Here is a 20,200-nt window from a genome sequence, read left to right as displayed (position 1 = left end):
TTAAACCATTACACGCTTTCTAAAAACCCAATACGTCCATCCCTGATACGCGATGACCAACGGTGTGAGCAAGGCTGCGGCCCACGTCATGATGACGAGGGTGTAGTGGGAACTGGAAGCGTTGTAGATGTCGAGGCCTCCAGCGGGATCGAGGGTTGACGGCATGAGATTGGGGAAAAGGGACCCGAAGACGAGGCCGACGACAGCCAACACAGACATCGCGGTGGCGGCGAAGGCGACACCATCGCGTCCCTTGAGGAGGGCAACCCCGCTAAGAAGCAATGCGACGATGGTGAGCCCGAAAGCGATCCACGTGGCGGGCTTCCCGTGGTTTATTTGGAGCCACAACACAAAACCGCCTGCAATGAGCAGCGTCGGGAGAAACATGCGTCGGGCCAATGTGTGCGTGCGGGAACGCAATGGTTCGGCCGTCTTGAGACTCAGGAAGACAGCTCCGTGAAGGAGGAAGAGCCCAAGGAAGGCCGCTCCCCCAAGAAGCCCAAAGGGATTGAGCAAACCACCCAGGTTAGCTAGACCGGAGTCAATCTGGCGTGCGCCATCAATGGGTACGCCCCGGACGAGATTTGCAAAGGCGACACCCCACAGTAAGGCGGGCACCCACGACCCGATGCCGATACCAATATCGCACCGATCCCGCCACGTTGGCGAGTCAATCTTTCCACGCCACTCGAGCCCGACCCCGCGCAGAATGAGTGAAATGAGTATGAGGAAGAGCGGTAGATAAAACCCCGAAAACATCGTCGCATACCATTCCGGAAACGCTGCGAAGAGTGCACCGCCGGCCGTGATCAACCAGACCTCGTTGCCGTCCCAGACCGGGCCGATAGCCTTGATCGCTGCGGTGCGCTCGCGACGGGACAGGAACGGCAGTAACATCCCTACCCCAAAGTCAAAGCCCTCCAGAAGGAAGTACCCCGCGAAGAGTACGGCGATGAGGATGAACCATACGGTATTGAGATCCATTGCTTAGGCCTCCTTAAAGGACAGGGGTGCAAGTGTAGAATCTTGCGGCCCGTAGGTGTCTTCGGCGATGTGAAGGCTACTTCCCTGCGGCAATGGTCCCGCTAGGACCTTTTTCCGAATGAGCCAGAACCACACGACGGCAAGGCCACCGTAGACTACTGTGAATCCAATAAGCGAAACCCAAACAGTCCATTCCGCATGGTTGGAAACACCAAAGTCCACAATGAGGTGAATCGGCTCCACCGAGCTAGGATTCGGGGCCACCACCCACGGCTGTCGGCCCATCTCGGTGAATATCCATCCGGCAGAGTTGGCAAGAAATGGGAATGGGATAGCTACGAGAGCCAGCCACCGAAGCCACTTCCTTCCCTTCTCGGAGGGCTCTTTTGCCTTTCGGCGGGTCATCCACAGCCCGACGACCATCAAGGCGAGAGATCCGACAATGAGCCCGATCATCATGCGGAAAGACCAATAGGTGACAAATAGATTCGGCGAGTAGTTGCCGGGACCATAGGTAGCCTCGTAGGTGGCCTGGAGGTCCTTTACTCCCTCGAGGGTCACTCCAGAGAACGTGCCACCCGCGAGAAAGCTCAGCACTCCTGGGACCTCAATCAGGTGGAGCACTGAGTCGCAATTGTTGTGCGTGCCCACGCTCAAAATGGAAAAGCTGGGGTCGGTCTGCGTGGTACACAGCGATTCGGCGGCGGCCATCTTCATCGGTTGCTGGACAAACATGAGCTTCGCTTGAATGTCGCCTGTGATGAACAAGGCAAGAGCTGAAACGCCGGTTACCCACATTCCCAGGCGCGCGGCGGGGCGCCACAGCTGGCTAGCATCGCTGTTCTTGCGTTCTTTGATCATCCACCACGTTGCGATGCCGGCGAGGACTGTTGCGCCGGTCAGCAGTGAACCAGCTACCGTGTGGGGCCACGCCGCCAGCGCCGTTGAGTTGGTCAGCAGGGCCCAGAAATCAACGAGCTCCGCCCGCCCCGTGGCTTCGTTGTGGATGGCGCCCACAGGGTGCTGCATGAAGGAATTGGCCACGATGATGAAGTAGGCGGAGAGGTTGACGGCCACTGCGACGAGCCAGATGCAGGCGAGGTGGACCCAGCGGGGAAGCCTCCCCCATCCGAAGATCCACAATCCTAGGAAGGTGGATTCGACGAAGAAGGCTGCGAGTCCCTCAAAGGCCAGCGGTGCGCCGAAGACGTCGCCCACGTACCTTGAAAACTCAGACCAGTTCATTCCGAATTGGAATTCCTGGACGATGCCAGTTACGACACCCATTGCGAAGTTGATAAGAAACAGGTTTCCGAAAAAGCGTGTGGCGCGGTACCAAGACTCTTTATTTGTCTTGACCCAGAATGTTTGCATGAGTGCTACCAAGGGGGCGAGCCCGATGGTTAGTGGTACAAACAAGAAGTGGTACACGGTCGTGATACCGAACTGCCACCGCGAAATGTCGACAATATCCATGAAGCAACAAACCTTCGATATACGGTAGGGGGTATCTAATTAGTCGGACACCGTGTGGAATTAGTTCCGATTGACTCCTTTGAGGTCTAACCTAACGGGGTAATACTTTTCCCCACGATGCATAAGAACTGAAGGTCGTGTCAGTCTATGGGGGCATCCCACAGCAAAATGACATGTATTATCTATCGAATTCAAAAGGTCAGCTAACCAAATGCCCTCAAGGGAGGTTCGCGGCGAAGTTATTGGCGTATCGCGTGCAACCTTCCTTCCCACCTCCGTTTTGTCACATTGACGATTGGATCAACTCGGCACAAATCCAAGGTTGTTGGCGGTCGTTGCCCACGGGCGAGCAGTTAGTGACGGTGTGAGTGAGATGGGCGTTTTGTCATCTGAGAATCCGTGATGGCTTGTCAAACCTTAGCTATCGATACTCGGCGGCACTGGAAAAATGTTTCTGAATGATGGGTGGTGGCAGAATTGCCCACCACCCTCCCCTAAAGCAGATGATCATATTGCATACAATCGGACTGCATGGGTGAATGTTAAAGATGGTGAGAACCAACTCCTTAACTCGTCTATAAGTTGAATGAATATCCAGCTAATACAACAATTGCACACAATGCAAAGGAATTAGTCTGTCTCGAACCTGTGGGGTAATACTTGGGCCTGTTGGCTGGAAGCATCGCCAACCCACTTCCCTGCTGCGCTGGGGTACACAATCTCAACAATATTGAGCCCAAGCAAAATGGGGCTTGTTTAATCTTTGGTGGTCAATTGATGTGCCGGATTGCTTTGGATTTTGATTGCACGTGTACGTCGGAAAGCAAAAGCCTATGCATGCAACCGTTGCTGCATGCCTAGGCTTAGGTGTGATTGCTGAAAAGCGGCGGTAGGTCGTGGCCCGCGTGGTACTACTTCGTTGCCTGTTTCATGGCGGAGACGAACTCGGTGAGTTCTGCCTTCAGTCCTGGCAGGTCCGTGATGTGTGCTGGGTTCGGGTGTGCGCCTTCGCAGTGGGACTCGATGATCGATGTGATCGCCGAACCCGTAATGGCGCCGGCCGCACCGGCCGCGATGGCATCAGCCACATGCTTTGGCGTGGAGATACCAAAACCAAGGAGCACGGGGGCGCCACCGAAGCGGGTGACGTTGGCGACGACATCCTTGAGACCCGTTGTTTGAGACTCGCGCTCGGTGCCGGTCACGCCATCGCGGGAAATCGCATAGATGTAGCCCTCGGAGTGGGCTGCCACGCCCTGCAGGGTGTCCTCACGGGATTGCGCGGGTGCGATGAAGATCGGGGCGATGTCCGCCTTCTTCGCCGCGGCGATGAAGGGCTTACCCTCGCGCACGGGAACATCCGGCAGGAGGATGGAGTCCGCGCCAGCGTCCTTGAATTCCTGGTAGAAGGGTTCGAGGCCACGGGTAAAGGGGACATTGCCGTAGATGAGCATGCCGATCGGCAAGTCCGGGAACTCGGCGCGTATCTGGCGGATGAGCGCCAGGGAGCCTTCGACGGTGGCCCCATTGTCGAGGGCGCGCAGGTGGGACTTCTGGATGGTGGGACCGTCGGCGACAGGATCGGAGAAGGGTACGCCGAGCTCGAGGGCGTCGGCACCCGCGTTGACGACGGTGCGAATGATCTCCAGTGAGTCTTCCGGGCTGGGGTCGCCGAGCATGATGAAGGGCACGAACGCACCTTCCCCGCGGGCGGTGAGGTCGGCGAAAAGCTTGTCGTAGCGGCTCATGTTTACTGCTCCTTCAGCTTGAGCTCGGGGTTGGCTTCGAGGGTGCGACGGACGTGGTCGACGTCCTTATCGCCACGGCCGGACAGGGACACCAGGATGGTGATGTCCTTTCCTTCTTCTTCGGCAAGTGCCGCGCGCTTGAGGGCATAGGCCATTGCGTGGGAGGACTCGAGGGCGGGGATGATGCCCTCCTTGAGGCTGAGAAGCTGGAAGGCTTCGAGTGCCTCGGCGTCGGTGATGGCCACGTAAGTCGCGCGGCCGGACGCGGACAAGTAGGCGTGCTGCGGTCCAACGCCCGGGTAGTCGAGGCCTGCCGAGATCGAATAGGACTCCTCTACCTGGCCGTCGGAGTTGCGCATCAGGTAGCTCTTGGCGCCGTGGAGGATGCCGATCTGGCCGTTGGAGATGGTTGCGCCGTGTTTGCCGGAGCTTAGGCCCTCGCCGCCGGGCTCGGCGCCGACAAGTTCCACGCTCGGCTCGTCGATGAAGTCGGCGAACATGCCGATCGCGTTGGAACCGCCGCCGACGCAGGCAACGACGACATCCGGCAGGCCACCGGTGCGCTCAAGCATCTGCTGTTTGGCCTCCTCGGAGATGACGCGATGGAACTCACGCACGATCGTGGGGAAAGGGTGCGGGCCTGCGGCGGTGCCGAGCAGGTAGTGAGACTCGTGGAAGGTGGCCGTCCAGTCGCGCAGTGCTTCGTTGACCGCGTCCTTAAGTGTGCCGGAGCCGGAGTCGACGGGAACGACCTTCGCGCCCATGAGTTGCATGCGGTAGACGTTCGGCTGCTGGCGTTCGACGTCTTTTGCGCCCATGTAGATAACGCAGTCGAGGCCGAGCAGCGCGCAGGCAAGCGCGGTGGCGGTGCCGTGCTGGCCCGCACCGGTCTCGGCGATGATGCGGGTCTTGCCCATGCGCTTGGCCAGAAGTGCCTGGCCGATGACCTGGTTGGTCTTGTGGGCGCCACCGTGGACCAGGTCCTCGCGCTTGAGGAAGATGCGGGCGTGACCCTTGCCCTTGCCGGCCAAGGGGAGGTTGGAGCATTCCGTCAGCGGGGTCGGGCGGCCCAGGTAGTCCTTGAGATAGCCAGCGAGTTCCTTGCGGAACTCTGGGTCATTTTGCGCATCCACAAAGGCCTTCTCGAGCTGGTCGAGGGCCGGGATGAGGGATTCGGGGACGAACTGGCCACCGAATTCGCCGAAGTAAGCGGGCAGCAGGGTCGCCCCGCCGTCGCGCAGCGCGGAGTAATTATCAGTCATGGTGGTTCCTACTTTTCGTTTTTCACGTATGTGCGGATCGCGTTAAATGCTGCTTGAATCTGGGCGGCGTCCTTGTGCCCGGCCGACACGCCGGCGTCGGCGGGATATTCGAGCCCGGAATTAAGGTCGAGGCCGACGCATCCGACGCCGAGGGCATCGGTGACCGTGTCCGCGCGCAGTCCGCCGGCCAGCAGGGCCTTGTGCTTGACCTCCTGGGGAACCAGCGTCCAATCAAAGCTTGCACCCGTGCCGCCGTTGCCGGCGTCGAGAATGAGCTTGTCGACGTCTTCCGCCAGCGCCGTTGCCAGTGCGGCGTCCTCTGTGGTGCTCATCGATACCGCGCGCCAGACCTCCCGCTCCCCCGCGACCGCGCGGACGCTGGCGATGAGTGCCCGCTCGGCCTCCAGGCTGCCCTGGTAAGGTGCGTGGATCTGGAGGACGGAGATGCCGTCGAACGCAAGCTCCTCCCAACCGGCGGTGCGGCGGGACACGGCCACGAACTTCAGTCCGGGCTCGGCGGCGATGATTTCCTGCGCTGTTTCACGTGAAACATTGCGCGGCGACACCTCCTCGAACACGAGGCCGCCATAGACCGCACCCGCGGCGCGAGCGGCTTGAGCCGCGCTCCCGCTGCGCAGCCCGCAGACCTTGTTGGGGCCGTAGACGAGCTCACGGGCAGCACGGTCGATATCTGGCTGTCCGGTCAGCTGCGAGCCGACGAGGAAGGCGTTGGAATGCCCGCCGAGCGCGCGCACCGTCGCGTTATCCCGGATGCCCGATTCGGACACGATCGCCACGCCCTTTGGGGCGAGTGCCGCTAGCCTGCCGGAGCGGGTGAGGTCGATGGAAAGGTCGTGAAGATTGCGGTGATTGATGCCAAAGATCTTCGCACCCAGGCGGGTGGCGCGCGCGAGCTCTTCCTCGTCGATGATCTCAGTCAGGACGTCGAGCCCGAAGCGCTCGGCCTCGGCGGCAAGTTCGGCATACTCTTCGTCGGAAAGCACGGAAAGCATGAGCAAGACGGCGTCGGCGCCGAAGTAGCGCGCGGCGTGGATCTGCACCTTATCGATGATGAAGTCCTTGCACAGCACCGGCAGGTGCGTGGAGGCGCGCACGGTGGCCAGATGATTGTAATCGCCGTGGAAGCGCTCCGGCTCGCACAGCACCGAAATGCCTGCCGCGTAGCGCGAGTACACCCGCGCGATGTCGCCGGGATGATAATCGCCGCGGATAAGTCCCAGCGAAGGTGAGGCGGATTTACACTCCATGATGAAGGCATTGCTGTGCCCGTAGAGGTTTTCGAAGAGGCTGCGGTCGGACTTTTCCAGCTTGTCGACGTCCACGTGCGCGATCCGCTCCCGGATCTCTTGCAGGTGGCCGCGGCGGGCAGAAACGATGCCCTCGAGCACGGTGGGAAGATTACTTCCCATAGTTTGCCTCCTCGTGAAACTTCAGCCACTGGTTGACCTGGCCGGACTCCAGCAGATCAATAGCCAGCTCCGCACCCTCCTTGATGGAATCGGTGATACCGGTGACGTAGAACATGCCACCAGCGTTGGCGGCCAGGGCGTCGCGGTGCGCCCGCGGGCCCTTGCCAGCGAAACTCTGGCGCATGAGGCGGGCGTTCTCGGCGCCGTCGCCGCCGGCGAGCTCGGAGAGTGCGTAGGTGCCAAGACCAAGATCATCAGGGGTGATCTCGTAGTGCGTGATTTCTTCACCGCGAACCTCCCAGATCTTGGTGGGGCCGTGAACGGCGATCTCGTCGGTACCCGAGCCGTGGACGACGATGGCATGGCCGCGACCGAGGACGCGGAAGGTCTCGGCGACCATCTCACCGATTTGCGGCTTGGCAACGCCCATGACCTGGAACTCTGGCTTCGCCGGCGCGATGATGGGGCCCAGGGTGTTGAAGATGGTGGGCACCTTCAAAGCGCGGCGCACCGGCATGACGTGAGCGACGGCCGGATGGTAGGCAGGCGCAAACAAGAAGGTGAAGTTGGAGGCCTCGAACTGGCGCAAGGCTCGCTCCGGATCGAGGTCGAGCGGGATATTCAAAGCCTCAAGCACGTCGGCCGAGCCGGACTTGGAGCTGACCGAGCGGTTGCCGCACTTGACCACCTTGGCGCCACCGACGGCGGCGATGAGCGAGGCGCCGGTGGTGATGTTGATGGTGTTGGCGCCGTCGCCGCCGGTGCCGGCGGTATCGAGCAGGCCCTTGCCGCTAATCGGGAAGGGGCGCGCGGCGTCGAGGAAGGCGCGGGCGGCACCCGCGATGTCGGCGAAGGTCTCGCCGCGGGTGCGCAGGGTCGCCAGCAGCGCGGCGATGTGGATGTCTTCGTACTCGCCGAAAGTCAGCGGGCGAAACACTGCCTCGGCCTCTTCGATGGTGGGATGGAAGTTGTCGAGGTACTTCAGGAGCAGTCCAACGTTGTCTTCAGTTGACATAATTCTTGCCTCTTGTGAGATATCGGGGTTAACGGGGAAAGTTCATGTAAATTGAATGCAATTTAATCACATTGCAATGGGGCTTGGTTAGGTCTCCAACAGAGCCGCGATACAGCGATCGAGAATGATGGGGCCCTTCGGGGAGAGCACCGACTCCGGGTGGAACTGGAGGCCGATGGCCTTGCCGTCCGGGGACTGCGCGGCCATGATCACCTTGCCGATCTCCGAATCGCAGGTTCCCAGGGAGATAAGGGTGTCTGCTTGTGTGCAACCTAAGGAATGGTAGCGCGCAATGGGAACCTGGGTGCCGTGGAAGCCGTTTTCCGGACCGGCGTCGACGGTGAGGTCGGCGAAGATGGGGCTGGCAAGGCCGGCTTCGCTCAGGGTCATGCGATCGGTGGTGCCGTGGACCGGGCCGCACGGACCCACCTTGCCGCCGAAGTGCTCGAGAAGTGCCTGGAATCCCAGGCAGATGCCAAGTATCGGTACCTCCCCGATGACGGTGTCGATGAGCGTCATCATGTTGCCCGCCTCGAGCGGGTGGCCCGGACCCGGCGAGAGCACGATGAGGTCGGGCTTGGCGGCGAGCATCTCCTCCACCGCCACGGTATTGCGGAACACCGTGGTCTTATAGCCGCCAACGGCGAGCGCGTCGACTAGGTTATAGACGAAGGAGTCGTGGTTATCGACCAGCACGACGTGGATGTCTTTGTTCATTAGCGGATCACCTCGGGGGTCGTTCCCTGTGCCAGCGCGATGGCGTTGATGACGGCATAGGCTTTGTGGAGTGTCTCGTCGGCCTCCGATTGTGGAGAGGAGTCGCGCACGACACCCGCGCCGGCTTGGACGATGGCCTTGCCGTCTTGGATGAATGCCGAGCGGATGACGATGCAGGTGTCCATCGAACCATCGCCGCGCAGATAGCCGACGGCGCCGCCGTAGGAACCGCGCCGGGTCTGCTCCACCCCGCGCAGTAGTTCCATTGCACGCAATTTAGGTGCTCCGGTCAGTGTTCCCATGTTCATGCAGGCACGGTAGGCGTCGAGCGCGTCGAAGTCTGGATCCAGCGTTGCAGTCACTCGGCTGACCAGGTGCATGACGCGGGAGTAGCGATCGACCTGAAGCAGGTCGGCGACGCGGCGAGTGGCGGGCACAGCGACGCGCGCCAAATCATTGCGCGCAAGGTCCACGAGCATCGTGTGCTCGGCGATCTCCTTGGCGTCGGTGCGCATATCCAACTCGGCGCGGATGTCGAGCTCGTGGTTGATGCTCCCGTCCGGGTTGAGCCCGCGCGGGCGGGTGCCGGCGATCGGATAGAGCTGCACCTCGCGGGTAGCGGCGTCGAACTTCAAGTTAGACTCCGGGGAGGCGCCGATGAGCTCGTAGGTCTTCCCCGCCGCCAGGCCACGCACGTAGAACATGTAGGGGCTGGGGTTGGTCGACCGTAGGCGTCGGTAAGCAGCAAAGGCATCGTCGCAGGTCATCTCGAAGGCGCGTGCGGGCACTACCTGATAGATATCGCCGTCGTAGATGTTGCCCTTGAGTGCTTTGACCTGGTCGCGGAATTCCGCATCGGTCACGGTTGCCAGCACCCGTAACGGCTCGTCGGCGGTTGGCGTGGGCTCCTCATAGGTGGTCGGCGCCGCGGCGATCTGCTCCACGAGATCGTCGAGGCGTGTGGTCAGCGCTTGCCCATCGACGCCTACGGCCTCCACCTCGGCGGTGCGCGAGAGGTGATCGATGAGGAGATAGGTTTCCGCGACGAGGAACTGGAAGTCGGGGTAGGTGTTCAGGCCCTCGCGGACCGTGGACAGCTTCTCAAAGGTTTCGAGATAGTCGAAGGCGAAGCCACCTCCGAGGAAGGGGAGGTTGGACCCCTTGTAGCCCGCGTCGAGTTGGAGCGCGCGCAAGACCTCGGCGGTGCTCGGTGCCTGCAGGCGCTTGCGCTCGTCGTGAAGCTCAGACAGCGAGAAGCTGAAGGTGACGGTCGAGCCGTCATCGTGGGTGAGGTAGTCGGGCAGCTGGCCGCGCAACCTATCGACGATCGCCTGTCCCGTGTCGCTGAGCGCCTCAGCGACCACCTGTTGGCCGGTGCAAGTCACGCGGACGGCGGCGGTGAGGACGGCCACGCACATGGTGTTTTTCTTCGACTCGATGTCGCTGGACTCCAGCAGCACCGAATCCTGCGCATCGAGGCCGCCTAGGTGGGCGAATAATGCCGAGGCATCCTCGTGATAGCGCACTTCTCGCTTGTCGACGATCATTAACATCCCTTTCGTTCCGGCTTATTCTATAGCACGACCAATAGTTAATCGGCCGTGGAAGCCGGGTGAGAAAACTACTGGGTCAAGCCCTCGTGGCGGTTGGACTCTTCGGTCATTTCGGCAAGCACCTTGGCCACATCCGGGTGCGTGACCGGGTGGGTTGCCGGATCCAGCGTGGCCAGATCGCCTAAGATGTTGCGCACGTAGGCGACGTCCTTGTCGCCGCGGCCGGAGAGGTTGACCAGAATGTTGATCTCCTCACCGGTCTCCTCGGCATTCTCCGCCATCTTGAGCGCGTAGGCCAGCGCGTGGGAAGACTCCAGTGCTGGGATGATGCCCTCATAGCGAGACAGCATGCGGAAGGCCTGCAGTGCCTCGGCATCGGTGATGCCGTAGTAGTCGGCGCGGCCGGTGGTCATCAGGTAGCCGTGCTCTGGGCCCACCCCTGGGTAATCCAGGCCGGCGGAGACGGAGAAGCTGGGCAGCACGTTGCCTTCGTCGTCAAGCAAGACAAAGGAGCGGAAGCCGTGCTGGATGCCGATCGAGCCGCGCTCGAGTGGGGCGCCGTGCTTGCCGGAATCAAGACCTTGACCTGCAGGCTCCACGCCGATAATGCGGACCTTCTCATTGCCAGGCTTATTGGTGAGGTAATCGGCGAAGGCACCGATGGCGTTGGAGCCACCGCCCACGGCGGCCACCACCGCATCGGGCAGACGCCCGGTAAGCTCCAGCATTTGTTCGCGAGACTCGCGTGAGATCACGGCCTGGTACTCGTGGACCAGCTTTGGGAACGGGTGCGGGCCGACAGCGGAGCCGATCAGGTAGTGAGTGGTTGCGAGGTTGTCCACCCAGTCCATGAGCGCGGTGTCGATGGCATCGGACATGGAATCGCCGTGCTCGTTGGACACTGGTACGACCTCGGCACCCATAAGCCGCATGCGGTAGACATTCGGCTGCTGGCGTGCGACATCCTTGGCGCCCATATAGATGGTGCAGTCCATGCCCATGAGGGCCGCCACCATGGCGGTGGCGGTGCCGTGCTGGCCCGCACCCGTCTCGGCGATCAGCCGGGTCTTGCCCAAACGCTTGGCAATCAGCGCCTGCGCGAGCACCTGGTTGCCCTTGTGTGCGCCGCCGTGAACGAGATCCTCACGCTTTAAGAAAATGCGGGCCTTGCCCCGGCCCTTTCCTTCCAGCGGAAGGTTGGCACACTCGGTGACCGGAGTGGGGCGGCCGAGGTAGTGCCGCTGCAGCCGGTCGAGCTCCTTGGCGAATTCCGGATCGGCAAGCGCATCGACATAGGCCTTCTCGAGCTCGTCGAGCACCGGGTACATGACCTCGGGGACGTATTGGCCGCCGAACTCGCCGAAGTAGGCATCGATGAGGGTGTCGCGGACTTCGCCGAGGACTGGGTGCTGGTGGGTCATGGGGAATGTGCCTTTCGTTGTTTGGGGGTTGATTCATCAAACAACTTCTTCGGCTTGGGCGGCGACCAGTCTAAGAAAAAATGGCCCGCCGCTTCAGTCGAGGAAGCATGTGCGAGCCAGACAATGATTGATACGCGAAAGCGGCCCGCCGGTTAAGCGCGCCACCACCAGTTACGCATCGAGTTGATCACGAAAGAAAAATTACCCCACCTTCCTTCCCGCGTGCAAGACAAAACGGCATTTTGTCTGCCTCAGGGGCAAGAAGATGGGGTAGCTGCGGTGAGGTTGAAACTCTAGCTATCCTGCGCGGAGGCCGCCTTGCGCAGGGCATCCAGGTCGACCGACGGCGCGGGTGCCTCTTCGGCGCAGCCGCCATCACCGCAGTTGCAGCTTCCGTTATCGCAACCATCAGAGTCCGCGGACCCTTGTTCGTCGAGAAGCACCGCGGTGCGCGCGCCGAAGTTGGCGCCGACGCTCAAAAGGATGATGCCGACGATGAAAAACAGCACCGGCATTCCCCAGGCAAGCCCGCTGGCGGGGAAGGCGATCAGTCCACCAAGGAGCCACGAGATCGCACCCACGACCCAAATCGGGCCGGCCACCTGGTGCGCTGCGCGCCAAACTTCTTCGGACTTGCGAACCTCCGGCACGCGGATACCAAACATGGAGTTGCCGGGCAGCTTGCGCTTCCATGCCATGAGCCCAAGGACGAGGAGGGCCAGGCCCAAGATGATGAGGATTACGCCGATGATCATGGCCATTACTCTAACGCCAACGACAAGAATCCCTAAGCCCGGGGTTGCCACCCCGCCCTCAAAAAGGGCGGAGAAAGGGTTAGCGTTCGATTCCGATGCACACTCGCGCCGCTAAAAAGATGAATCCCACGCGGGTCAAAAGCGACCGGCTATAGATGAAAAATGCACGCCGAGCGCCGATCTCGCATAATCTCACAAAAAAATGTGTGCAAAGGATTGCATGTTTAGGTGCTCTCCTGTATATGTCTGCTTATCGACAGGTAGGGGGTGTGAACACGTGCCCTGAGGTGCCAAAAGAGGCTCGTTCGACAGCGTAAAATCAGGCTAATTCTTGACAATTGATGTAGGGAAATCAACCCCGACCGCGTACATTATTTCCTAAACCGTCCCCTGCTTGATCGGTTTGAGCAGCATTAGCGCGAAGCGAAAGCGGCTTCGTGGGGCGCGTTTGTGGCACCGCTTCACGGTGTCTTTTATCATGCACGTCCTCCTCATAAAAGGTTTCACCACTATGGACTTCAAACGACTGTCGTCGTCGCTGCTGTTTAGGATCGTCGTGGCGATCATCCTGGGCATCATCTGCAGCTTCTTCTTCCCCGAGGCCTTGGCCCGCGTATTTGTCACCTTTAACGGCCTGTTCGGTAACTTCCTGGGATTCTTCGTCCCAGTGCTCATCTTCGCCCTCATCACCCCGGCGATTGCCGGCCTGGGACGCGGAGCGGGTAAGTGGCTGGCGATCACCACGGGTATCGCCTACGGCTCCGCACTCGTTTCCGGTCTGATTGCGTGGGCTGTGTCCACCGCCCTCTACCCGACCCTGCTGGCCGGGCATGACTCCATCACCGTCTCGGACATCGAGGAAGGTGCGCTGAGCTCCTATATCACGGTTGAGATGCCGGCTCCGATGGAGGTCATGACCGCCCTGATCCTCGCCTTCGTGGTCGGCGTGGCCATGACGTCGGTGAAGTCGGACACCCTCTACGCCGGTGTTGCTGACCTGCGTCGGGTGGTCATGAAGGTGATCTCCTCCTTCATCGTTCCCTTGCTGCCGATCTACATCTTCGGCATGTTCTTGTCCCTGGGTATGAACGGCAACCTGGCTGACGTCCTGACCGCCTTTGCCAAGGTCCTGGTTCTGGCGATCATCATGTCCATCGTCTTGCTGCTGCTGCAGTTCCTTCTTGCTGGCGGCATTGCCGGCAAGAACCCGTTTAGCTCCCTGAAGAACATGCTCCCGGCCTACTTCACCGCGCTGGGCACCTCTTCTTCTGCGGCGACCATTCCGGTCACCTACCAGTGCGCCCGCAAGAACGGGATCTCCAAGTCAGTCGCCGGCTTCGTCATCCCGCTGTGCGCGACCATCCACTTGTCTGGTTCGATGATGAAGATTACGTTGTTTGCCTTCGCCATCATGTTCATGGACGGCATGGATATTCCGCTGGGCACCGCCGTCGGCTTCATCCTCATGCTGGGCGTGACGATGGTTGCCGCGCCGGGCGTTCCTGGTGGCGCCATCATGGCCGCGGTCGGCCTGCTTTCCTCCAGCCTGGGCTTTAACGACGATCAGGTTGCACTCATGATCGCTGCCTATATCGCCATCGACTCCTTCGGCACCGCTTGTAACGTCACTGGCGACGGCGCCATTGCGATGGTCGTCGATAAGTTTGCCAAGGGCAACATCGAGCGCTCCGAACTTGACGACGAGGACGATCTCGGCCTCGCTGCTGCCATCTCTGGCCTCGACGAGCAGGACTAACCTGTAGCTATACGCAATAACACCCCGCCTCCCTCATAAGAATGAGGGAGGCGGGGTGTTTCACGTGAAACATCGGACAGTTGCCGGCTGCCCGAAACGCTACTGCGTGCTGTTCGGCATCCCCTCACCCAGGGGAAGCGTGAAGGTGAAGGTCGCTCCCTTGCCGAGGCCGGGTGAGGTTACGGACAGCGTTCCGCCGTGGGCCTCGACGAGCCCGCGGGCGATGGTCAGCCCAACGCCGGATCCCCCGCCGGAGGTGCTGCGGGCACCGTCCCCGCGATAGAAACGCTCGAACACCCGCGTCTGCTGGTCGGGGCTCAGGCCCTCTCCGGTGTCGCTGACGCCTATGCGCACCATGCCGGTAGCGGCATTCCCTCCGTCGCTTGAGCGTCCAACAGGCACGACCTGATCCCCCACTTCGCCGGTGCCGCCTGATGAACCGGAACTCTCAATACCTGGCCCTTCGGCAAAGATGGTGACCGTGCCGCCCGGCGGCGTATGGCGCAGGGCGTTGGCTAGGAGGTTGCCCAGTACCTGCCCGAGCCTTTGCCTATCGGCGTTGACCACCCATTGCTGTGGGACGGCGCGCAGGTGGAGCTGGACCCCTTTGGTGGCGTAGGGCTCGCGATAGGAGGAGTAAGTCACCTGCACCAGCTCCGCTAGGGAGATCGGTTGCCGGTGCAATTCGATGCGCCGCTCCTGCGCGCGGGAAACCTCGTCGATGTCGGCAATGAGGCGTTTGAGGCGCCCTAGTTGTTCGTCGAAGACGTCTTGGGTTTCTTGGTTCCACTCCACGACGTCGTCCTGGAGCCCCTCGCAATACACGCCGAGCACGGACACCGGCGTGGCCATCTCGTGGGCGAGATCGGAAAGGAGCTGCCGACGCAGCGCCTCGGTGTTGTCGATACGCTCGGCCATGATGTTAAAGGCGCTGGTGAGCATGGCCATCTCGGGGCCTGCGACACGGGCGACGTCGGTAGGCACCCGGGTAGCGTAACGTCCCCGGGCCACGTTCGAGGCTGCGCGGGTGAGCTCGGTGAGGGGGCGCTTGATGCGCAGCGACAAAAGCCACCCGGCGACACCGGCGCACAGGGCGGCGACAACGATCGCAACCGAAAGGGTAGCCGCCCCGGCATCGCGGTAGGCCTGCTCGACATGGGTGAGCTCACTGGAGGGATCGGATAGGCCCGCCATAAGCAGGTGCTCGTGGAACAACCGCGGCCCGATAACAAGGGCGATCGCCCCGGCCGCCAGCAGGCTCGCCGCCGCAACGGCGATTTGAGCTAAGAGAAATCTGATGCTGAGCGGTACTCGGTTCATGGCTGTCCCATTCGGTAGCCGACCCCGCGCACGGTGGCGATGGTGGCGCGGCTGCCGTGGCTTGCGAGCTTGCGCCTGACATTGCCTACATGCACGTCGACGACGCGCTCCTCCCCTATCCAGTCCGTCTCCCACACGGTTGCGACCAGTTCCTCGCGGCTGAGCACCTGGCCGGGCTTGGTGGCCAGTGCCTGCAACAGGTCAAACTCGAGTTTGGTGAGTGCCACCTCGCGGCCTGCACACCAGACCTGATGGGCGGCGGTGTCGATGGTGAGATCCTCGACTACTGTGTGTGCCGGATCAATCGCTGTGCTGGCCGTTTCCTTGGCGGCTTGCCGGGCGCGGGGGCGCCGCAGAAGCGTGTGAATGCGGGTGACGAGTTCGCGCACGCTAAAGGGCTTGGAGAGGTAGTCATCCGCCCCGGTAGTCAGCCCCGTTATCCGGTCTTCTTCGGCACCCCGGGCGGTGAGCATGAGGATGTAGCAGTCGGAAAACTCGCGGATTTTCTGGCATACCTCGAGCCCGTCCATCCCGGGCAGGCCGAGGTCGAGGATGATGACATCGGGCGCGGTCAGGCGGGCGGTGGCGACCGCGCCGGGGCCTGTGAATTCCTGTCCCACGCGAAATCCTGCCCGCTCGAGGTAGGCCGCGATCATCTTCGATAGGGGCCTTTCGTCTTCGACGATGAGCACGTATTGCTCCGGCTGTGTCGGAAGGGTCATTACTCCAGTATCGCCAGTATCACCCGCGCAATCTTTACATAATCTTCATATTCACCATCTGTGCCCGAGTTTTCTTGCTTTCCGACGGTGACAAGGCGTCACAGGCTGGGCTTTTCAGCTCCGTGTTCGGCATGCCTTCCCAATGTGTGTGAGGGAGATCACCACTAACGATCGAAGGGGTGCGCCACGGGCGAGGTACGGCCTTACTTTTCTCACCTCGGGGGTGTTAGAACTTTCTCAAGTCCCGTGCCACGCATGACGCTTCCGCGTTAGTGGCTGACCTCGAGCAAGCAACCAAGGAGAAGCCGTGAAACGTCGGCAAGGAACAATCGCAACGCTATCGATTCTGACCGCTGCAGCCAGCTTCGTAGGGCTGACAGCCTGCGGCAGCGAGCAAGCTGACTCTGCAGCGTCGAACGCCTCCGCAGCAAGCAGCTCCTCAGCCGGCGCCAACGAGCTGCTTGCCAAGTACGAGCTGCAGGACAAGGACGCGACCACGATCATCGACGAGCTCGATCGCCTGGCGGTGGCGGATCGCCCCAGCGACCTGCGGGCATCGGTGCGCCCGGACGAGCTTCAGATTGCCAACGCGAACAATAAGGAGGAGTTTCTCAGCCTCCCGCTTCCGGACAACACCACCTACATCTCCGTGGCCCCCTATGAGTTCCAGACGCACGATTGCTTCTACCACAGCCTGACCACCTGCAAGGGGGAGCTGGCCAACACACCCATTCACGTCACCTTCACCGACAAGGACGGAAACACGCTCATCGACGAGGACACCACGACCTTTGACAACGGCTTCGCCGGGTTCTGGGTGCCGAAGGAGACCACGGGAACGATCACCGTTGAGTCCGAAGGCAAGACGGGCACGGTCGACTTTGATTCCACCGCCGACGGTGCTACCTGCGTCACCACACTCAAGCTCTCCTAAACAGAAGGGAAATCAACCCAGTAATGAATGTCACGAGACGGCAATTCCTTCTCGGCGGCCTCGGCATTGCGGGTGGGGTCACCCTTGCAGCCTGCGGCGGGCAAACGGGTGGCTCCTCCTCGAGCCCGTCTGTCACCAAAGCCTTCCCCACTCCCTCGGTGTTGCCTGATCCCGCGGTTCACAAGAACCTTGTGGCGAAACAGCGCAGCATCGATCTCGGCGGGATCGAGGCCACCACCTGGGGTTATGAATCCTCCGATGGGGATCCCGCCATTGAGGTCACAGCCGGGGACATCCTGCAGGTCGACATCAGCAACGAGCTGCCCGAGTCCACCTCCATCCACTGGCACGGGCTGGCGATCCCGAACGATGTCGATGGCGTGCCGGGGATTACCCAGGACCCCATCGAGCCCGGCGAAAGTTTTAGCTATAGCTTCCAGGTGCCGCACGCGGGCACCTACTTCTATCACTCCCACAGCGGCATCCAGCTCGATCGTGGCCTGCACGCTCCTTTGATTGTGCGCGATCCTTCCGATCCAGGCGACTACGACGTCGAATGGACGATCTTTCTCGACGATTGGCTTGACGGCATCGATGGGCACACCCCCGACGAGCAGCTGGCCATGTTCGACTCCATGAGCGGTTCTGGTGGTAGCGCGATGGAGGGCATGGACCACTCCATGCACAACCACGCTGCCATGGCAGAATCCGCAAGCATGCCATCGGGCAGCGTGGCGTCGGCAAGCATGGCGGGTATGCATGCAGGCCCGGGTGATCCCGCACTCGGCGGTGACGCGGGCGATCTGGCCTACCCGCATTACCTGCTCAACGAGCGCATTCCAGCTGCCTTCCGCACCTTCGAGGCCAAGGCCGGCCAGAAGGCTCGGCTGCGCTTTATTAACGCAGGTGCCGACACCATCTTCAAGGTCGCCCTCGGCGGGCACACGATGACCGTTATCGCGACCGACGGTTATGCGGTCGTGCCCAAGCAGGTCGATTCCTTCTACCTCGGCATGGGTGAGCGTGCCGACGTCGAGGTCACGCTTGCCGACGGTGTCTTCCCGCTGACCGCACTCGCGGCCGGAAAAGACGGGCGCGCCTTCGCGGTGATACGCACCGCCTCCGGCGAAGCGCCAAGCCCTGAGGCCAGCTTCGCCCAGCTCGAGGCCCCTGCGTCATTTTTGACGGACCTTGTCGCCGCCGACTCCGCGCGCCTTGCCACAGGCGAGCCCGACGTGCGCCTAGATGTGGAACTGACCGGACAGATGATGCCGTATAGGTGGGGCATGTCCATTGGCGGCGATACCTTGGCCACGGTCTCCTCCGGCCAGCGCGTGCTGATGACCATGCGCAACACCACCGCCATGGCCCACCCGATGCACATCCACGGCCACACCTGGTCCCTGCCGGACAACGGGGGTCTGCGCAAGGACACCATCTTGATCCCGCCCGGCCAGTCGGTCAACGCGGAGCTGATAGCCAACAACCCCGGCGAGTGGGTGTTACATTGCCACAACGGATATCACATGGCAACAGGCATGATGGCACAGCTGAACTACTAAAGCCTTGGCGTCGCGCGCGGCAACGTTGAGGCGACGGTTCCGTGCGCGCCAGCGGTGGTAGGTTGGGCGTCATGACAACAAACACGACTGCAAAGAAGATTCTCTATATCGGTGGCCACGGCAAGATTGCGCTGCTGGCCACTCCCCTGCTGGTGCAGGCGGGCCACAGCGTGGATGCGCTGGTGCGCATTCCCGCATACACCCCGGAGCTGGAGGCACTCGGTGCGGGCGTGGTGGTACGCGATCTGACCAAGCAATCGGCTGCGAACTGGGCCGAGCTTTTTAGCAACTACGATCTGGTGATCTGGGGTGCGGGCAATGGTGGGCGCGCCGGCGCGCAGGCGACCCTGGACATTGATCGTGATGGCGCTCTTGCCACCATCGATGCCTTGGAGTCGATGGATCGTCCGCCGCGTTATGTCATGATCTCTTACCTTGGGGCTACCTTGCGGGAGGAGCCGAATGACGGCAGCTCGTGGGATGCCTATGTGAAGGCGAAAAAGGCGGTGGATCTGCGCCTGGGCGAGAGCACGCTGGACTATCTCATTCTTGGCCCTTCGTCGCTGACAGATGAGCCGGCCGTAGGTATCGAGGTGGTGGCTGATGATGCCCCGGCCCAGGGCACGCACACAGCCCGCGAGTTGGTTGCGCAGGTGATCGCGGAGGTTGCGGGCCGTGATGAGTTCCCGGCCAGCCCGCTGGCTTTTGTCGATGGAGTGAATCCAGTCAGCAGCATCGGTTAAATCTTAAGCGAAGAAAAGGCGCGCTTCCCCTCATAGCTGGGAAGCGCGCCTGTACCGTGTGTGGAGCTAGTCTTCGAGCTCAGGGACCTCCGCCCGGGCTTGCTCCAAGACCTCCTTGGCCGCGCCAAGGTTGATCACACCGATGATGATGCCCACCACCACGTCCGGCCAGATGGTGGCCCAGAAAATGGTGACGATGCCCGCGGCGAGGATGAGGATGTTGGCGAGCACGTCGTTGCGCGCGGCCAGCCAGGCACCGCGCACCAGAGCCTCCCCGCCGTTGCGCAGGGAGAGCAGCAGGAGCGCGCAGACGAGGTTGATGAGTCCGGCGGCGATGGCGGTGCCGGACAAGGTAAAGGCCTCTGGCGGGGTTCCGGTGATGATCTTCCAGATCGCCGTGCCGAACGCGGCGACCGCGGGGATGAGGATGAGTCCTGCCAAACCCACCGAGGCCTTGCGGCGGGAGGCCACCGACCAGCCGAGGGCGGTGAGCACGAGCAGGTTGATGAGGAAATCCTCGAGGAAGTCGGCGGCGTCGGCGAAAAGCGAGGCCGAGCCGATGATGGAGGCGATAATAACCTCGCCGGCGAAGCCGAGCAGATTCAGTCCCGCAACGATCGCGACGATCCTGCGGGAGCGGGTGGTCAGATTCGCTGCGTTGATTTCGTCATCGTCATCGTCGCGGTCGAAAGCGTCGCGAGCTGCGGAGGCTGAAGTCATAGTTGTTGATTCTATTCCGGTTACCGTGGGCGTCGGTAAGCGAATTAAACTAAACCCAAAACGGACCTCGGAAGGGAATGCT

At 61.5% G+C, this 20,200-nt stretch carries 17 protein-coding genes; 4 read left to right on the top strand and 13 right to left on the bottom strand.

Features of this window, described 5'->3' with window-relative positions:
* From cydB to PAB09_RS13020, 10 genes are all read right to left on the bottom strand, one after another.
* The gene (cydB, locus tag PAB09_RS13065; RefSeq protein ID WP_271034062.1) at positions 1–984 is read right to left on the bottom strand and encodes a cytochrome d ubiquinol oxidase subunit II; all 984 of its coding nucleotides are present in this window, start codon (positions 982–984) and stop codon (positions 1–3) included.
* A gap of 3 nt (positions 985–987) precedes the next feature.
* Positions 988–2,460, bottom strand: coding sequence for a cytochrome ubiquinol oxidase subunit I (locus PAB09_RS13060; RefSeq protein ID WP_271034061.1), 1,473 nt, complete (start codon positions 2,458–2,460; stop codon positions 988–990).
* A 911-nt stretch (positions 2,461–3,371) separates the two neighbouring features.
* Positions 3,372–4,208 (bottom strand): tryptophan synthase subunit alpha, encoded by an 837-nt coding sequence (gene trpA, locus PAB09_RS13055; protein WP_271034060.1) that lies wholly within the window; start codon positions 4,206–4,208, stop codon positions 3,372–3,374.
* A gap of 2 nt (positions 4,209–4,210) precedes the next feature.
* Entirely contained in the window at positions 4,211–5,470 is a 1,260-nt protein-coding gene (trpB, locus tag PAB09_RS13050; RefSeq protein ID WP_271034059.1) for a tryptophan synthase subunit beta, read from the bottom strand.
* Between the two features lie 8 nt (positions 5,471–5,478).
* A complete protein-coding gene (gene trpCF, locus PAB09_RS13045) occupies positions 5,479–6,900 on the bottom strand; it encodes a bifunctional indole-3-glycerol-phosphate synthase TrpC/phosphoribosylanthranilate isomerase TrpF (protein ID WP_271034058.1) in 1,422 nt (473 codons plus the stop codon).
* Positions 6,890–7,915, bottom strand: a complete 1,026-nt coding sequence (trpD, locus tag PAB09_RS13040; RefSeq protein ID WP_271034057.1) for an anthranilate phosphoribosyltransferase — start codon at positions 7,913–7,915, stop codon at positions 6,890–6,892. The genes trpCF and trpD overlap by 11 nt, the downstream gene beginning before the upstream one ends.
* Positions 7,916–8,002: 87 nt before the next feature.
* The gene (locus PAB09_RS13035; protein WP_271034056.1) at positions 8,003–8,632 is read right to left on the bottom strand and encodes an anthranilate synthase component II; all 630 of its coding nucleotides are present in this window, start codon (positions 8,630–8,632) and stop codon (positions 8,003–8,005) included.
* Positions 8,632–10,185 (bottom strand): anthranilate synthase component 1, encoded by a 1,554-nt coding sequence (locus PAB09_RS13030; RefSeq protein ID WP_442873677.1) that lies wholly within the window; start codon positions 10,183–10,185, stop codon positions 8,632–8,634. The genes PAB09_RS13035 and PAB09_RS13030 overlap by 1 nt, the downstream gene beginning before the upstream one ends.
* 68 nt (positions 10,186–10,253) lie before the next feature.
* Positions 10,254–11,606 carry a tryptophan synthase subunit beta gene (gene trpB / locus PAB09_RS13025; protein WP_271034054.1) on the bottom strand — a complete coding sequence of 451 codons (1,353 nt, stop codon included), beginning with the start codon at positions 11,604–11,606 and terminating at the stop codon, positions 10,254–10,256.
* A 293-nt stretch (positions 11,607–11,899) separates the two neighbouring features.
* The gene (locus tag PAB09_RS13020; RefSeq protein WP_271034053.1) at positions 11,900–12,361 is read right to left on the bottom strand and encodes an SdpI family protein; all 462 of its coding nucleotides are present in this window, start codon (positions 12,359–12,361) and stop codon (positions 11,900–11,902) included.
* Positions 12,362–12,872: 511 nt separating this feature from the next.
* Here PAB09_RS13020 and PAB09_RS13015 point away from each other — a divergent pair.
* Positions 12,873–14,117, top strand: a complete 1,245-nt coding sequence (locus tag PAB09_RS13015; RefSeq protein WP_271034052.1) for a dicarboxylate/amino acid:cation symporter — start codon at positions 12,873–12,875, stop codon at positions 14,115–14,117.
* 99 nt (positions 14,118–14,216) lie between these two features.
* Here PAB09_RS13015 and PAB09_RS13010 read toward each other — a convergent pair whose 3' ends face one another.
* A complete protein-coding gene (locus PAB09_RS13010; RefSeq protein WP_271034051.1) occupies positions 14,217–15,437 on the bottom strand; it encodes a sensor histidine kinase in 1,221 nt (406 codons plus the stop codon).
* Positions 15,434–16,159 (bottom strand): response regulator transcription factor, encoded by a 726-nt coding sequence (locus tag PAB09_RS13005; RefSeq protein ID WP_271034050.1) that lies wholly within the window; start codon positions 16,157–16,159, stop codon positions 15,434–15,436. Before PAB09_RS13005 ends, PAB09_RS13010 begins: the two co-directional genes overlap by 4 nt.
* A gap of 307 nt (positions 16,160–16,466) precedes the next feature.
* Between PAB09_RS13005 and PAB09_RS13000 the strand changes: the two genes are divergently transcribed.
* The 3 genes from PAB09_RS13000 (at position 16,467) to PAB09_RS12990 (ending at position 19,398) form a co-directional block, all read left to right on the top strand.
* Positions 16,467–17,093 (top strand): CueP family metal-binding protein, encoded by a 627-nt coding sequence (locus PAB09_RS13000; protein WP_271034049.1) that lies wholly within the window; start codon positions 16,467–16,469, stop codon positions 17,091–17,093.
* A gap of 23 nt (positions 17,094–17,116) precedes the next feature.
* Positions 17,117–18,655: a multicopper oxidase family protein gene (locus PAB09_RS12995; protein ID WP_271034048.1), complete on the top strand. Its 1,539-nt coding sequence runs from the start codon at positions 17,117–17,119 to the stop codon at positions 18,653–18,655.
* Positions 18,656–18,726: 71 nt separating this feature from the next.
* Entirely contained in the window at positions 18,727–19,398 is a 672-nt protein-coding gene (locus tag PAB09_RS12990; RefSeq protein ID WP_271034047.1) for an NAD(P)H-binding protein, read from the top strand.
* Between the two features lie 66 nt (positions 19,399–19,464).
* Here the strand turns inward: PAB09_RS12990 and PAB09_RS12985 are convergent, their stop codons facing one another.
* On the bottom strand, positions 19,465–20,118 hold the full coding sequence (locus PAB09_RS12985; RefSeq protein ID WP_271034046.1) for a cation transporter: 654 nt from the start codon (positions 20,116–20,118) through the stop codon (positions 19,465–19,467).
* Positions 20,119–20,200: the final 82 nt, after the last annotated feature.

This window comes from Corynebacterium sp. SCR221107, from assembly GCF_027886475.1.
Classification (GTDB): domain Bacteria; phylum Actinomycetota; class Actinomycetes; order Mycobacteriales; family Mycobacteriaceae; genus Corynebacterium.
This window is presented reverse-complemented; position numbering and strand designations above follow the sequence as displayed.

Excerpts from the sequence above, each read along its gene's own strand:
- trpB (WP_271034059.1), bottom strand. The coding sequence starts at position 5,470 with ATGACTGATAATTACTCCGCGCTGCGCGACGGCGGGGCGACCCTGCTG.
- PAB09_RS13015 (WP_271034052.1), top strand. The coding sequence starts at position 12,873 with ATGGACTTCAAACGACTGTCGTCGTCGCTGCTGTTTAGGATCGTCGTG.
- PAB09_RS12985 (WP_271034046.1), bottom strand. The coding sequence starts at position 20,118 with ATGACTTCAGCCTCCGCAGCTCGCGACGCTTTCGACCGCGACGATGAC.
- trpB (WP_271034054.1), bottom strand. The coding sequence starts at position 11,606 with ATGACCCACCAGCACCCAGTCCTCGGCGAAGTCCGCGACACCCTCATC.
- PAB09_RS13035 (WP_271034056.1), bottom strand. The coding sequence starts at position 8,632 with ATGAACAAAGACATCCACGTCGTGCTGGTCGATAACCACGACTCCTTC.
- trpCF (WP_271034058.1), bottom strand. The coding sequence starts at position 6,900 with ATGGGAAGTAATCTTCCCACCGTGCTCGAGGGCATCGTTTCTGCCCGC.
- PAB09_RS12995 (WP_271034048.1), top strand. The coding sequence starts at position 17,117 with ATGAATGTCACGAGACGGCAATTCCTTCTCGGCGGCCTCGGCATTGCG.
- trpD (WP_271034057.1), bottom strand. The coding sequence starts at position 7,915 with ATGTCAACTGAAGACAACGTTGGACTGCTCCTGAAGTACCTCGACAAC.
- cydB (WP_271034062.1), bottom strand. The coding sequence starts at position 984 with ATGGATCTCAATACCGTATGGTTCATCCTCATCGCCGTACTCTTCGCG.
- PAB09_RS12990 (WP_271034047.1), top strand. The coding sequence starts at position 18,727 with ATGACAACAAACACGACTGCAAAGAAGATTCTCTATATCGGTGGCCAC.
- PAB09_RS13060 (WP_271034061.1), bottom strand. The coding sequence starts at position 2,460 with ATGGATATTGTCGACATTTCGCGGTGGCAGTTCGGTATCACGACCGTG.
- PAB09_RS13010 (WP_271034051.1), bottom strand. The coding sequence starts at position 15,437 with ATGAACCGAGTACCGCTCAGCATCAGATTTCTCTTAGCTCAAATCGCC.
- PAB09_RS13005 (WP_271034050.1), bottom strand. The coding sequence starts at position 16,159 with ATGACCCTTCCGACACAGCCGGAGCAATACGTGCTCATCGTCGAAGAC.
- trpA (WP_271034060.1), bottom strand. The coding sequence starts at position 4,208 with ATGAGCCGCTACGACAAGCTTTTCGCCGACCTCACCGCCCGCGGGGAA.
- PAB09_RS13030 (WP_442873677.1), bottom strand. The coding sequence starts at position 10,185 with ATGTTAATGATCGTCGACAAGCGAGAAGTGCGCTATCACGAGGATGCC.
- PAB09_RS13020 (WP_271034053.1), bottom strand. The coding sequence starts at position 12,361 with ATGATCATCGGCGTAATCCTCATCATCTTGGGCCTGGCCCTCCTCGTC.